General features: G+C 40.5%; 14 protein-coding genes. 4 read left to right on the top strand and 10 right to left on the bottom strand.

What is annotated here, in order from left to right:
* Positions 1–310 precede the first annotated feature (310 nt).
* On the bottom strand, positions 311–682 hold the full coding sequence (locus RV13_RS02620) for a YxeA family protein (RefSeq protein WP_010743764.1): 372 nt from the start codon (positions 680–682) through the stop codon (positions 311–313).
* Between the two features lie 240 nt (positions 683–922).
* Here RV13_RS02620 and fsa point away from each other — a divergent pair, with 240 nt between their 5' ends.
* A complete protein-coding gene (gene fsa, locus RV13_RS02615; protein WP_010743763.1) occupies positions 923–1,570 on the top strand; it encodes a fructose-6-phosphate aldolase in 648 nt (215 codons plus the stop codon).
* A 40-nt stretch (positions 1,571–1,610) separates the two neighbouring features.
* On the opposite strand, the gene RV13_RS02610 is transcribed toward fsa, so the two are convergent.
* From RV13_RS02610 to RV13_RS02600, 3 genes are all read right to left on the bottom strand, one after another.
* Entirely contained in the window at positions 1,611–2,627 is a 1,017-nt protein-coding gene (locus RV13_RS02610) for an LPXTG cell wall anchor domain-containing protein (protein WP_010743762.1), read from the bottom strand.
* A 161-nt stretch (positions 2,628–2,788) separates the two neighbouring features.
* Positions 2,789–3,709, bottom strand: coding sequence for a DNA/RNA non-specific endonuclease (locus RV13_RS02605; protein WP_010743761.1), 921 nt, complete (start codon positions 3,707–3,709; stop codon positions 2,789–2,791).
* A 42-nt stretch (positions 3,710–3,751) separates the two neighbouring features.
* Complete coding sequence (locus tag RV13_RS02600) at positions 3,752–4,021, bottom strand: hypothetical protein (protein ID WP_010743760.1); 270 nt, start codon at positions 4,019–4,021, stop codon at positions 3,752–3,754.
* 133 nt (positions 4,022–4,154) lie between these two features.
* Here RV13_RS02600 and RV13_RS21735 point away from each other — a divergent pair, with 133 nt between their 5' ends.
* Complete coding sequence (locus tag RV13_RS21735; RefSeq protein ID WP_016250127.1) at positions 4,155–4,322, top strand: DUF5131 family protein; 168 nt, start codon at positions 4,155–4,157, stop codon at positions 4,320–4,322.
* Positions 4,319–4,873 carry a DUF5131 family protein gene (locus RV13_RS02595; protein WP_010743759.1) on the top strand — a complete coding sequence of 185 codons (555 nt, stop codon included), beginning with the start codon at positions 4,319–4,321 and terminating at the stop codon, positions 4,871–4,873. Before RV13_RS21735 ends, RV13_RS02595 begins: the two co-directional genes overlap by 4 nt.
* A 40-nt stretch (positions 4,874–4,913) precedes the next feature.
* Here the strand turns inward: RV13_RS02595 and RV13_RS02590 are convergent, their stop codons facing one another.
* Complete coding sequence (locus RV13_RS02590) at positions 4,914–6,485, bottom strand: Nramp family divalent metal transporter (RefSeq protein WP_010743758.1); 1,572 nt, start codon at positions 6,483–6,485, stop codon at positions 4,914–4,916.
* Between the two features lie 163 nt (positions 6,486–6,648).
* Here RV13_RS02590 and RV13_RS02585 point away from each other — a divergent pair, with 163 nt between their 5' ends.
* Complete coding sequence (locus RV13_RS02585; RefSeq protein ID WP_010743757.1) at positions 6,649–7,089, top strand: hypothetical protein; 441 nt, start codon at positions 6,649–6,651, stop codon at positions 7,087–7,089.
* Between the two features lie 43 nt (positions 7,090–7,132).
* Here RV13_RS02585 and RV13_RS21650 read toward each other — a convergent pair whose 3' ends face one another.
* From RV13_RS21650 to RV13_RS02565, 5 genes are all read right to left on the bottom strand, one after another.
* Positions 7,133–7,723: a helix-turn-helix domain-containing protein gene (locus RV13_RS21650; protein WP_010743756.1), complete on the bottom strand. Its 591-nt coding sequence runs from the start codon at positions 7,721–7,723 to the stop codon at positions 7,133–7,135.
* A gap of 251 nt (positions 7,724–7,974) precedes the next feature.
* The gene (locus tag RV13_RS02575; protein ID WP_010743755.1) at positions 7,975–9,504 is read right to left on the bottom strand and encodes an ABC-F family ATP-binding cassette domain-containing protein; all 1,530 of its coding nucleotides are present in this window, start codon (positions 9,502–9,504) and stop codon (positions 7,975–7,977) included.
* A gap of 518 nt (positions 9,505–10,022) precedes the next feature.
* Positions 10,023–10,169: a hypothetical protein gene (locus RV13_RS20970; protein WP_010743752.1), complete on the bottom strand. Its 147-nt coding sequence runs from the start codon at positions 10,167–10,169 to the stop codon at positions 10,023–10,025.
* 306 nt (positions 10,170–10,475) lie between these two features.
* A complete protein-coding gene (locus RV13_RS02570; protein WP_010743751.1) occupies positions 10,476–11,549 on the bottom strand; it encodes a CPBP family intramembrane glutamic endopeptidase in 1,074 nt (357 codons plus the stop codon).
* A 111-nt stretch (positions 11,550–11,660) separates the two neighbouring features.
* Positions 11,661–13,055 (bottom strand): sensor histidine kinase, encoded by a 1,395-nt coding sequence (locus tag RV13_RS02565; RefSeq protein ID WP_010743750.1) that lies wholly within the window; start codon positions 13,053–13,055, stop codon positions 11,661–11,663.
* Positions 13,056–13,062 lie beyond the last annotated feature (7 nt).

Below are 13,062 nucleotides of genomic sequence, written 5' to 3'. Positions count from 1 at the left end.
TCTATCAGTCCTAGAAATTATAGAGCCACTAAATGTAAAACTATATCTTAGTAAGGTTTTTTGATGTAGCATCTGCTCAATTGTCTGATTGTTTTCTTATTTCCTACAGCCCGTCTATGTAATTAATCGGAGCGACTTAAAGAATGTGTTCCTATTAAATGAGGACCAAAATCCATAGTTTACCTGATATCTATCCAAGCAAGGTGAGTTTTGTAGATAAAAAGTCTATCATGAAATTTTTTAACTTTATAAAGACATGAAATTTTTCCAATGATTTTTAGTCAAATAATTGTGTGACGAGGTACCACTTTTATCGCGGATCAATTTCATTTAAAGCTTTTTCCGGTACTTGATCTCTGCGAACTTCTTCGTAAGTTTCTACATGAGCACCTTTATTTGTTAGCTTCAGGTAACGATCGGTTTTTAATTCAGAGAGGCCGTTAAATTGAATCGTCCGTGTCTCTCCCTCTTTATTGGCTGCTAATTGCTGGTAGCTGGCTGTCCCATATTCATTGACGGATTGTGGTTTTGTTGTCTTTACATAGAGCTCACTTTCCTTTACTAATGGGTTTAGCTGATCCATAACCCCAGCGATCTCGCTGGATGAGTTTTTTGAGTAAAGCATCGATCCAAAGAGTAAAATGGTGATGAAGGCGATAACGCCTAATATTTTTTTGATCATAAGTAGTATGACCTTCCTTTCATTGTTGATACATATAGCGTATCAAGAAATGTTCTTTCGAAAATCGGGCGAGGGACCTATCTGAAACGAACAAAATTGTCACAACATTAAGCTGAAAGTTGAAGGAGGAAAGGAGAGTGGGTATACTCTAGATAGGATAGAAAACGCTTTATTTTTTAGTTGTTAGCTAGGTACAAATGCGACTGTTGCTGATGGAACGACCTATTATAGGAGGAGAACATGAAGTTTTTTCTAGATACGGCAAATATTGAAGAAATTGAGCGGATCAATCGACTGGGTTTGGTGGATGGTGTCACAACAAACCCAACGATTATCGCAAAAGAGGGCAGAGACTTTGAGACGGTTATCAAAGAAATCTGTGCGTTGGTACCTGGACCAGTCAGTGCGGAGGTCACTTCGCTGGAAAGTGAAGGGATGATTCGCGAAGCGAGAGAAATCAGTCAATGGGCGAAGAATATCGTCGTTAAAATCCCGATGACCGAAGCAGGCCTACAAGCGGTCTACACCCTCTCAAAAGAAGGAATCAAAACCAATGTGACGTTGATTTTTTCAGCGGCGCAGGGCTTAATGGCAGCAAAAGCCGGCGCCACTTATGTCAGTCCCTTTTTAGGACGTTTGGATGATATCGCTTCAGATGGAATCCAATTAGTCAGTGATTTACGTGATATTTTTGATATTTATGATTTTGATACAGAGATTATTGCGGCAAGTGTTCGGCATCTAGGTCACGTGGAGGAAGCAGCGTTAGCTGGGTCAGACATTGCAACAATTCCAGGCAGCCTGTTCCCGAAATTGTGGAGCCATCCCTTGACTACCAATGGTATCGCTCAATTCGAAGCTGATTGGCAGGCGTTTCAATCAAAATAAAAAAATCAGTGAGCGAAGGACTTCCGCTCACTGATTTTCTTTATTTTTTACGATTGCGACGAACCATGATAAAAGCGATAAGGGCCAAAATAATTACCCCAGCAACCGTCAACCAGGTTCTTCTTTCTTCACCGGTTTTTGGTAGGAAGCCGCCTTTGTCGTCTTTTTTGTCAGTATCATTTTTTACTGGTGCTTTATTTTCAGCACTTTGAGTCGTTGAGGCTGTCGTAGATTCCTCCGTGGTGCTGGTGGTTGTATTCGCAGCTGTACCATTGCGAATAGCGTCATCTTTCGAATAACGTGCGATCCAAGCGATGATGCCTGGGAAAAAGTCGCCGTCCGTACCAATCATCTTTTCTTGAATTGGTGAAATGTGTTTCAGAACATTGGTTAATTCCTGATTGCTCATTTGACGAATCGGCATGAATGAGCTGTTACTTGGATAAAGCGCGGCTAAATATGCCTGCAAACTGTCAATTTGATCCGTCATTTCAATCGCATTGGTGTAATTACTAGGATTGTAATTTAAGATATTTTGGATTTTATCCCAAGATAGGGTGTTGTCTTTGTAAAGTGCTTGAAGAATCCGAGCATAGCCGCCAACATCTAAACCATAGGTGTCTGTGCTGATTCTAACACAAACTGTCATAGCATTTAATAACTGCTGGTCGGTATAGTCATCCACTTCGCTAGATGAAATGATACTCTTCATTGATTCGTCCTTCAGCATCTCACGAATCTTATCGGTATCCTGTTCATTCCCGATAGGGTCGCTGCTCTTTTTCACGCCCGTTTCCTTTTCAATTTGATCAACGGTTTTATCCTGTGCTTTCTGAACATCTTTCGTTTCGCTGTTTTCTGTGCCGCTGGCCATAGTTGCATCAGCTGGAGCACTTGAGTCACCCACAGTATTGTCGGCGCTTTGATCTTGGACAGGTGTTGATTGTTCAGTTGAAGCTACAGCCGCATTGTCTGACACAGTGGAGCTTTCAGTTTCTGCATAGGCACTGATGGGGAATAGAACGAGTAATGATAAAGCTACTAATGTTTTTTTCAAAAATCTCACTCCTTTAATGATGTAAACTCATTTCTTATGCGATAGTCAACCACTCACTCGTACATAGACGGAAGTTGAAGATTATCTTTAATTATTTCGTAACAATATTGTAACATAAGAAATGTATCTGTAAAGTAAAAGTGTAGATTTTCTTTCAAAAATTATTTTGGTGCCCGATACCCCGCCTTTTTTGCCTCCTCAATGGTTTTGAACCATGCCTTGGGATTTGTGGTATTGTCGTAATATTTACTACCTGGCAGATGATAGACTCCGCTTTTTGAGCCCTTGATCAATCCTTTTCCGTTACTATCGACATATTCCTTCCTTGAAGATGGGGCAGAGGACGAAGTATGGGTGCTTACTGTTTTTGCAAGGGTACTGGTTCCGTCCGCATAGTTCAAAGTGACGCCCTCTTGGACATTAAAGATGTACACGTTAAAATGAATCGCGTCACTGCCAACTGATTGCGCCATCATATGAACGCCACGAGCGAGTAATTCATCTCCGCGGAACACGGGAACAACCGAGTAGCGGACATAATTCTTCGTACTTTTCTCGAGGTAATATTTGATATCCATTTCAAACCGCAGCATTTCGGGACTATTTAACTGGCGAGTACCAGTAATCAAGTTTTTCCAGTTGGCATTTTCTCCGCTTAGCTGGTAGCCAATCAGGTGAGAACGATTGTACAAATATTGGCCATTGATTTTTTTGCTGTGCCATCCAGTAGGCGTCACACTGGAAATTTCTCCCCGTTTTTCTGTTGGCATTAACTTTTTATTCAATAATGCTTCCGCATCTGTTGCTCGATTCAAAGAATCTAAATCTCCGTATTTTTCCCAAGGCCCCTTTTCAGTGGAAAGGTCCCCTTTGGAAAATGTTGGTTTGTTTTGGTTAATCTCAATGGTTTGAGTGCCTTCGTATTCAAGTTTGGCTAAATCCTCCTGCCCAGAGATTACATGTGTTTGAGAGGCAGTAGGTGACGTTGTTTTTGTATCTTGAAACTGATCTTTTACGCTATACACAGCGAAACTAGCTGCCGCAATCACGATTGCAGCAACTAGTTTAGTTTTCTTTGACAAGGGAATTGCTCCTATTCTTTTACTATCTTTGCGTTGCTCGATTTATTCTGGTGCACCGATAATCTTGATATATTCATCAGGATTCATGATCTCAAAGTGCTTGGCAACAAGCTGATTTCGTTTATTCCGACGCCCCTCGATATGAATTCTATATTTATTTTCCGGCAGACGGAAAACGTAGCTTGATAAATAGCGGTCTTTGATCAAGACCTCTGTTTTGTTCTCGCCATCACTCATAATCAACAAAGACATCATGATCGGCTTTTCTTGCAGTAAAATCGTTTTTTCTAATAAGCCGCGATATTCTTCCAAAAAATCACTTCCTTTTTTATAAAAATCTATAGCTTGATTTTAGCATTTTTAGGCAATTAATGCTTTGATAAAGAAATAGTTCGCACTTTCAAACATATATTTGATAAGATAAAAGAAAAAAGCAGGTGAGCACATGGCAATGTGGAACCCGTGGCGAGGCTGTCGCCGCGTTAGCGAGGGCTGTAAATACTGTTTTTTATTCATGAAGGTGACAAAAAACGGGCGATTGATACAAGCAAGATTGAAAAATCTGCTCAATTTGATGCGCCGATCAAAAAAACGAAAAATGGCTACAAAATGAAGGGGGGACAAAAGGTTTACGTCTGCTTTTCCAGTGATTTTTTGATTGAAGAAGCGGATCCGTGGCGTGAAGAGTGCTGGCAGATGATCAAAGAACGGAAAGATTTAGAGTTCATTTTCTTAACGAAGCGCCTTGAACGGTTAATGGACGTGGTTCCTGAGGATTGGGGCGATGGCTATGACAATGTGACCATCGGTGTATCTGTAGAAAACCAGACGCGCGCAAATCAACGATTGTCCTTGCTGCAGCAGCTGCCGATTAAGCATAAAAATATTATCTGCCAACCTTTGATTGAAGAAGTGACCATCAATGACTATCTCGACGATGTGGAATTAGTGGTGGCAGGCGGAGAGTACCATAGAAATGCTCGACCCTTGAATTATGATTGGATTTTGAAGGTGAGGGAGGAAGCCATTACACGGAACATTCCCTTTGAATTTCGTCAATGCGGCACCCATTTCATCAAGGATGGAAACGACTATAAATTAACCTATCGCCAACTTTTCTCACAAGCGAAAAAGGCCGACATTAATTGGTATCCAAGCAAATAAAAAAACAGAAATCCTGTTAAATAGGGATTTCTGTTTTTTATTAGTCCGATAAATCTTCATCTAATTCTTTTGCAGCCAACGCAACACGTTTATTGCCTTTGTGTAGTTCGACAACTGTCCATACTAGCAGAGCCAATACTGCGACAATCAAAACATAGGCAATGGTATCGGCAGTTGCGAGTTCCATTGCGGTGGCATTGTTACCGAAGAAGCCTTCGATTTGGCTAGGTAAGCCAATCAAGTTCAGATACGTCAAACCCACCACTGAGACCCAACCGAGGAACTGAATGATTCGTTTGTTTTTAAACCGTTCGCCCATTTCGGCTTTACTATTGGTCATCATTAACAACGGCAGCATAGAAAAAGGCAAGGCAAAGGCCAAGAAGACTTGCGAATTATTCATTAAATTGTTCAAGGCTTCATGCTCTTCAACCACTGTATCGCCACGAGTAAGCAGCACGCAGATCAATACAGGCACGACCGATATTAGACGAGTAACCAAACGACGAAGCCAGATTGGCATCCGCATGTGGACGAAGCCTTCCATGATTACTTGTCCAGTTAAGGTACCAGTAATCGTCGAATTTTGACCTGAGGCTAGTAATGCAACGGCGAACAAGGTGGAAAGTGCGCCAGTTTTTGCGACACTCATTAAAATACCGTTGCTCATAGTAGCTGGATTTGACAAGGCTTCATAAAGACCAAAGAATGAGGGGTCCTTGACAGTGCCTGTTTTAAAGACTGCCACCCCCATGATTAATAGGAGCGCATTGACTAAAAAGGCTAAAGACAATTGAATATTCGAATCCCAAGTGGTGAAACGAACCGCATTTGCAATATCTTCTTCATCGTCATGATCGACTTCGCGAGTTTGTGAAACCGCGGAGTGAAGATACAAATTATGGGGCATAACCGTTGCCCCGATAATTCCTAAGGCTCCTGTTAACGGGGTTTGCCCACCAATTGCAGGATCATTGGCGAATGTTTCGCTTGTCGGGATAAAGCCCTTTAAAACATCCCCCCAGTTAGGATCAGACAAGGCTACTTGATAAATAAAAACGAAAAGAATCACAAAAATCAAACAAACGACAATCGCTTCGATCTTCCGAAAGCCGACCTTTGTCAGCAGCAGTAGTAAAAAGACATCAAAAACAGTAATGAAGACAGCGATGACCAGCGGAATATTGAATAAGAGATACAAGGCAATGGCAGCTCCGATTACTTCCGCAATGTCTGTTGCCATAATCGCCAACTCAGTCAATATCCAAAGAACAAGCCCCAATGATTTACTGGTTCGCGCGCGTATCGCTTGCGCTAAGTCCATGCGAGTAACAATTCCTAGTTTAGCCGCCATATATTGCAAAAGCATCGCCACCAAACTAGAAATCAAAATAACTGACATTAAAAGGTACTGGAAGTTTTGCCCACCGGTAATCGAGGTTGACCAGTTTCCTGGATCCATATACCCGACAGCAACGAGTGCCCCCGGTCCTGAATAGGCGAGCAATGTCCGCCAGAAACTTTTTCCTTTTGGTACTTTGATCGTACCATTGACTTCTTCTAAAGAAAGTCCGTTTGTATGTTCTAAAATGGGATGATTATTTTTGCTCAAAAAGCTCCCACCTTTCTATAAACTTTTCTACGAAGCAATCATACACCCAAAATCAGGAAATGAAAAGAAAAAGATTCGGCATGCCTAAAATTACGAAAAAGCATATTTCTTTTGTGAAAATCGAATGTATTCTACACTAAAAAGAAGAAACTGAGGTGGAAGCATGAAAAAATGGCAGACGCAGCTTGATGGCACTTGGACAATCAAAGGTACGACGTTTCCTATGTGGTTGTCTGAGAAAAGAAAACATCCGCGAATCACTTACAAACGAACGGAGAAAAAGACAGTAGAGCTACTTGATCTGGTGGAATATGAAGCCAACGGAAAAACGAAGCAGATTAGAGGAATCGATCGTTTAGCGGGAGATCAGTTTGTCTGGCGTGGAGTCGGTATGTTGAGATTATTAAGTAGTCATTGGAAAGTCGTAACGATGAAGGGAGATCTATTGGTCATTCGGTTTGAGAAGTCTTTAGTTACACCAGCAGGAATTGATGTGCTGATCAAAGAGGGGACGGAAGATCCAAGTTTACGTCAGCGCATGATGGAGAATTACGAAAGTTTTGGCTTGACGTTAAAGGAATGTAAAGAACTTCAATGGTTATAAAGACAATATGAAAGGGCCTCGAAATGGGAAGCCCTTTTTTTCTTTATTCTGATAGATCGATGGCTCTAGACCGGCTTTCATACCACAGTTCTTGAGGAGAATAACGGTCTTTGCCGAATAAAAGGACTGTACCATCATCTAAGATCTCAATTTCAGTGCCAAGCCACATCGTTGCTGGCCCACCACCGATAAGGAGCCGTCTTTTTCCTCGTCCTTTTTTTAGAGAATAGGCATCTAAGTAGTCATCAAGGTAATGAGATCTTAAGTAGCGCGTTTCTCCATTATCAAAAGTGATCATTAGATAATTAGCGGCATTCTCTACCTTTATCGCTTTTGGAACGGGTCCTTTTGGATACTCTGGTTTTGATTCAGGGGCATTCTTTTTCATAGTCCTGTTTCCTTTCTTTGAAAAGAGGGCCTCGAGGAATGATGGTGAAGCATTCCCCAGCAGTTTATCTGTCGAGATATGGAAAAAGTCACTCAGCTGAAGCAAAGTGTCTAGGTCAGGATAGCTTTTGCCAAGCTCCCACTTGGACACGGCTTGAGGTGTAACGTGCAGATGCTCTGCTAGCTCTTTTTGGGACATTCTCTTAGCCTGTCTCAATTCTTTGATAGTTGTTCCGATCTCTACCATTAGTTTATCCTCCAAGATATACAATAGGCAATCAACCTTTGATTGAACGCGTGAAAAAAGCCCTCAACTAACAGTTGAGCCTTAGTATTACTAATTAAATAGTATCACATCCCGTTTTATCGTGGATAGAAAAACGAGGAGCTTCTCTCAAAATTTTTCTTGAATCCAATTACGCAAAAAAACTCCAGCAATTCTTCCTAGAAATAGGAGCAGTTGCTGGAGCAATTCTTATAGGCTAATTTAGTAAATTATTACTGACTGATCTCGATCACACGATCGATCCAATCCTGATAAAAACCTTCCTCATGAGAAACGACGATAACGGTGCCGGCAAAGTTTGCCAAGCTTTCACGCAGACTATCTTTTGTGGCTTGGTCGATGTGGTTGGTTGGTTCATCGAGAATCAATAAGTTGCCTTTTTGCATGGTCATTTGACATAGCTTGACCTTGGTTTGTTCTCCACCACTTAAGGTGCTAAGTGGTTCCTGAGCGATTTGATTTGGCAACCCTGCTTTCGCAAGATGCTTCCGCAATTCTTTCACGGTTTCTTTTGGAAAATGTTCGCTTAAATATTGCAGCGGTGTTTGGTACGGATTCTCCCATTGCAGGTCCTGCTCAAAATAATTAATTTTTGTATTGGCTGGAAAATGGAATTCACCCGCTATTTTTGGAATTGCTCCAATCAATGTTTTCAGCAGGGTGGACTTACCAATTCCGTTAAATCCACGAATGGCGACCTTTTCCCCATAACGTAAAGTAATGTTGATGGGGGCCAACAGCGGTTTTTGATAGCCGATCTCAAGATCAGTAGTTTCAAGTGCTAGTGTTGTTACAATCGGCGCATAAGGAAATTCAAAGTGAGCCACTGCGTTGGAAGAGGGTGGAGTCAAACGTTCCACCTTATCCAATTGCTTTTGACGGCTTTTCGCCATTGTTGAACGTGAACCGGCCTTGTACTTGCGAATATAGGCTTCTGTTTTTTCAATCTGACGTTTTTGTGCAGCGTATTGTTTCATATAGGTTTCTTGGAATTGTTCTTTTTGTTTTAGCGCCTTCGTCAAATTGCCTGTATACTTGGTTAATTTCCCAAACTCAATGTCTGCGATATGCGTGGTAATTTGATTCAAAAAATCACGATCATGAGAAATCACCACAAAGGTACCGGCAAAATCTTGAAGAAACTGACTCAGCCATGCAACATGTTCATCATCTAAATGGTTTGTCGGCTCATCCAAGATCAAGACATCTGGTTTTTCCAACAATAATTTTGCTAAAATCAGTTTCGAGCGCTGTCCGCCGCTCAAGTCTTCCAGCGGGGTGTCCATACCTAAAACGTCTAAGCCTAATCCGCTGCTCATTTCAGCGATCAAGGTATCAATTTGATAGAAATCTCCTTGGTCTAACTCTGTCTGTAAGCGACCCGCTTTTTCTAACAGCTTATCATCCATAGATTCGCTGTAGGCCATGTAAAGCTCACCGATTTTTGCTTCTTTTTCAAAATCTGCCGCATAGGCGGTTTTCAAGAACTCCTTGATAGACAGGGTTGGATCAACTTCAACGTATTGGTCTAAATACCCTACATGGATATTTTTTTGCCAGGCAATGGTGCCTTCATCCGGCAACTGTTCTCCGGTAATGATTTTAATCAAGGTACTTTTTCCTGCGCCATTTTGTCCAATCAGCCCAAGGTGTTCCCCTTTATTCAAATGTAATTCTAAATCCTCATACAGGATTTTGTCACCAAATTGTTGGGCGATGCCTGTTAAATCTAAGATACTCATGTTTCTCCTACTTTCTTACTCAAACTCTCATCTTCTAACAAAAGAAGGGGATAGTCAAGAAAAAAAGAGCCCTTTTTTAAGGACTCCGGAATTTTTTTAAAGCTGGGCAGAGAATAAATAGACAATAATATCCGAAATGATATCAATCATTTGTCCAAAAAATTCCACGCTCCAGCTGATTAAGCTGATAAAAAAGTCGATTATTAAATCAATCATATTCGATTCCTCACTAATTAAACAAACCAGCCACCCAATGAATGGGATGAAGGGTCAGATGCAACGTCACATGAGCCAAGAAATAACTTACTGCGAAGAATGGAAATAACATTTTTTTCATGATTTTCAACCTCCGTATTTTTTTGTTGCTTTAGTATAGCTTGAATCAAGCAGAAGAAGACATGGATTTACCTTATCATGAACGAACAATTATGTAAGACGAAGACACAAAAAAGCCCCTGCTTTCCATTCATAAGCAGAGGCTTTTAATTATAGGCTTCATTCATTGAGAGATGCGCTCCTTAGGCAGATTTTTTTAAGTCATAGATCGCTTGTTCAATGGTGATTCCAGTTCCTTGTTGACCGGTAAGAGTAGAATAAACAATGAAGATGTTTTCTTCCAGATCAAATGTGACACGGTAAGGCTTTTCTTGTTCGAAAAAGGTCATGTCTTTTCCTCCTCTCCTTCTTTTATTTAATAACAAACTTACAATTAAAAGTATAACACATTAAAATATAATAATAAAAGAGTTTTGTATTCATAAATTATTTTAATTATTTAGATTTTGAACGAACAGAGTCAATAGTGAAGTCGTTGATTAGTAGAAGGTCACTTGTTGAAAGGAGGAATGGATGACAAATCAGGTGAAATCGAAAGGTTTTTTTCAATAAAAATAGCACCTTCAATCAATTAGAACGTCGCTCTAACTTTTGAAGGTGCGTTTTTAAGGTTACTATTTTATGGAATGTATGTTTTACCCAATCATATCTTTTTCATTTTCTAAGCTATAGGCTACCTGATCCGCTCGGTATTCAGGTGTTGGATTGAGATTCCTGCGATCTCTAAAGAATTTTGTCAAGGCTGGCCAAGCATAAAAGAGGGTCATGATAACGGCCATAAGTGCTACATCATTCCAAGTTATGCTGTAACCCTTCATTGATTCTCCAGTTAAATCGCCAGAAAAAATCGGTACTAAATTATTATTTAAGAAGTGCATCGCAACAACTGTCCAAATGTTATCGGTCTTCATGTAGGCATAAGCGTAAAAGATTCCCAATGCCAGACACACAACAACCTGATTGGTTACTGAAATAATGCCGTCCGCTGGCGACGTATAAAAGAAGAAATTCAATGGTAAATGCCACAACCCCCAAAGAAGTCCGAGAAGTAAAACGCCCTTAATCGAGCCATATCTTTTTTGTAAGATTGGCTGGAAGAAATAGCGCCAACCGTATTCTTCGCCAAAATAAGGGACGAATAAAAGAATATAGGAAGCCAATGTTGAAAAAAGAGCGATCCAGGTCATTGAATCTGAGAAGGTCTTGATTAATGGGTCTATCCCACCTTCAAAAAGAAAAGCGACCAACATTCGTGCAACGTATAAAATGAGATAAAGCAGGACCATTCCAATCGTTGCTTTCCAATTTTTTCGGCTCAACCCATAAGCCGCACGTCGTTCCTTTTTGGCGATCCCTAAGCAAATTAACAATAGCAGGCCACCCACCAGCATAATGATAGTTGCTTGTTGAACAAGAGCCTTACTATCGGTAAACAGCCCCATTAAGCTGAAGCCGATCATCACGACAGTCTGCAATAAATAGCAAATAAAGAAAGGTTTAGGCAAAAGCTTATTGTCTCTTCCGCCAATCATCAAGGCGATCATCGCTCCAGCAGCAGGATAGTACATATGAGTCATAGAAAATAAATCAATATTTTTCCCTTGGCTATAGCCATACCACATAAACAACCCCATAATGACAGGCATGCCAAAAGCAATTGCAGAAAAAATGGTCAACTGCTTTTTTTCATTCTGTTCATCCTCGTACATTTTTTCACTCCTTCATAAAAAATCATATTACAAAAGTAAGGATATAGGAAAAGTCATCCTTAGCGATGCATTCTTCCTAAACGGTTGATTCTTTGTCCTAAACGACGGTAATTAAGAGTCAAATATCGCTAGCTCCTGGATAAACTCACCATTTTGCTGCTTCGTCTCACTTAAGATATTGCTGTATTTTTGAACAACCTCTTGATAAATGGACAGGCCTAAACCGCGGCCGCTTCCTTTCGTGGAGACACCACGATTCCTAATTTTGGCGAGATTGACCTTTTCTTGGCAAGGATTCTTCACCACAAGGGTCAATTTGTCCTCTTCTTTGTAAAAAAGAATGTCCACTCGGCGGTTTTCGTCTTCACATTGGGCCGCTTCCACTGCGTTGTCCAGCAGAATACCCATGCAACGAATAAAATCATTGGTGGCCATTTTGATCTCTTCTACCGTTGTAGCGACTTCCAAGTTAAAGAAAACATCGTGTTGCTGTGCTAAAAGCATTTTAGAAAGCAGCAGTCCCTTGAGTTCTGGGGAAGCGATGCTGGTTAATTGATTGCTCCATTTCATTTGCTCTTGGATTCCTTCATCCATATTTAACAAGAATTTCTCAATATAGCGCTGAATTTCCTTAGTATCACCATCTTTTGCGTGGAGGTAAAGTCCGGTGATAAGGTTTTTATGATCATGCTGAATCGCCCGCAACTCATTTTGAATGGCTTCTAACTGCTTCATATAGGCTTGCTGCTGCAAAAGCAATAGACGAGATTGTTTAAGCTCCAATGTTTTACTTAAATTTTTTGAGTAAACCGCGATTAAAAACAGACAAAGTAGGAAGCTGATCACGATAATGCCAGAAATCGCAAGACTCCAATACAGCGTATTTTTCATAGCATGCAGAAGAGAGTAAGAAGCAATTTGAATCACCGCCGCCACCCAGCAAAGCTTGATACATAGTGAGCGTTGCTCAAAAATTTCATTCAGGTAATTAGAAAAACGAGTACGCAACAAAATAGCGAAAGCCCCTAAAAGAAGAAGGGCGTCAAATAGATAAAAAAATAGTGGAGCAAACGCATTGCTGATTGGTAGAATGTCGGCGCGATTCGCAATCAAGACAATTAAAAGCAGGAAAAAGCCCGAAATCATTTCTACCAGAATGTTCAGATGCAAAATCAAAATAGAGAGCATCGTGATTTTATACAGTGGAAAATGTTTAGCGTTTAAATGAATCAATAGAGACATAGCAAAAACAAAAAAGGCAGAATAGGTGGAAAAGACTACTATTCGCGCTAACAACGTTAAGCTGCTGTCACTCAATAGAAAAACAAAAACGGATTGGACGATTGAAAAGCTGCCTATGGTAAACAGGTTGACCGCCCGCTGTTTCCTGCCATCAACATGTAAATTGAATACTTTTAATAAAAAGAAAAAGCTGATAAGATCTGTCACAAATAGAGGTGGAGCATGAAAAGGAAGTGATTTTAGAAACAGTAAAAATTCAGTCATACGCATA

The organism is Enterococcus raffinosus (assembly GCF_001886185.1).
GTDB classification, from domain to species: Bacteria; Bacillota; Bacilli; order Lactobacillales; family Enterococcaceae; genus Enterococcus_A; species Enterococcus_A raffinosus.
Note: the sequence above shows the minus strand (reverse complement) of the source record. Positions and strands in the feature narration are given on the sequence as shown.

What these genes read in the sequence shown, in the direction of transcription:
- RV13_RS02620 (WP_010743764.1), bottom strand. Translation starts at nt 682, where the DNA reads ATGATCAAAAAAATATTAGGCGTTATCGCCTTCATCACCATTTTACTC.
- fsa (WP_010743763.1), top strand. Translation starts at nt 923, where the DNA reads ATGAAGTTTTTTCTAGATACGGCAAATATTGAAGAAATTGAGCGGATC.
- RV13_RS21735 (WP_016250127.1), top strand. Translation starts at nt 4,155, where the DNA reads ATGGCAATGTGGAACCCGTGGCGAGGCTGTCGCCGCGTTAGCGAGGGC.
- RV13_RS02595 (WP_010743759.1), top strand. Translation starts at nt 4,319, where the DNA reads ATGAAGGGGGGACAAAAGGTTTACGTCTGCTTTTCCAGTGATTTTTTG.
- RV13_RS02585 (WP_010743757.1), top strand. Translation starts at nt 6,649, where the DNA reads ATGAAAAAATGGCAGACGCAGCTTGATGGCACTTGGACAATCAAAGGT.
- RV13_RS21650 (WP_010743756.1), bottom strand. Translation starts at nt 7,723, where the DNA reads ATGGTAGAGATCGGAACAACTATCAAAGAATTGAGACAGGCTAAGAGA.
- RV13_RS02575 (WP_010743755.1), bottom strand. Translation starts at nt 9,504, where the DNA reads ATGAGTATCTTAGATTTAACAGGCATCGCCCAACAATTTGGTGACAAA.
- RV13_RS20970 (WP_010743752.1), bottom strand. Translation starts at nt 10,169, where the DNA reads ATGACCTTTTTCGAACAAGAAAAGCCTTACCGTGTCACATTTGATCTG.
- RV13_RS02570 (WP_010743751.1), bottom strand. Translation starts at nt 11,549, where the DNA reads ATGTACGAGGATGAACAGAATGAAAAAAAGCAGTTGACCATTTTTTCT.
- RV13_RS02565 (WP_010743750.1), bottom strand. Translation starts at nt 13,055, where the DNA reads ATGACTGAATTTTTACTGTTTCTAAAATCACTTCCTTTTCATGCTCCA.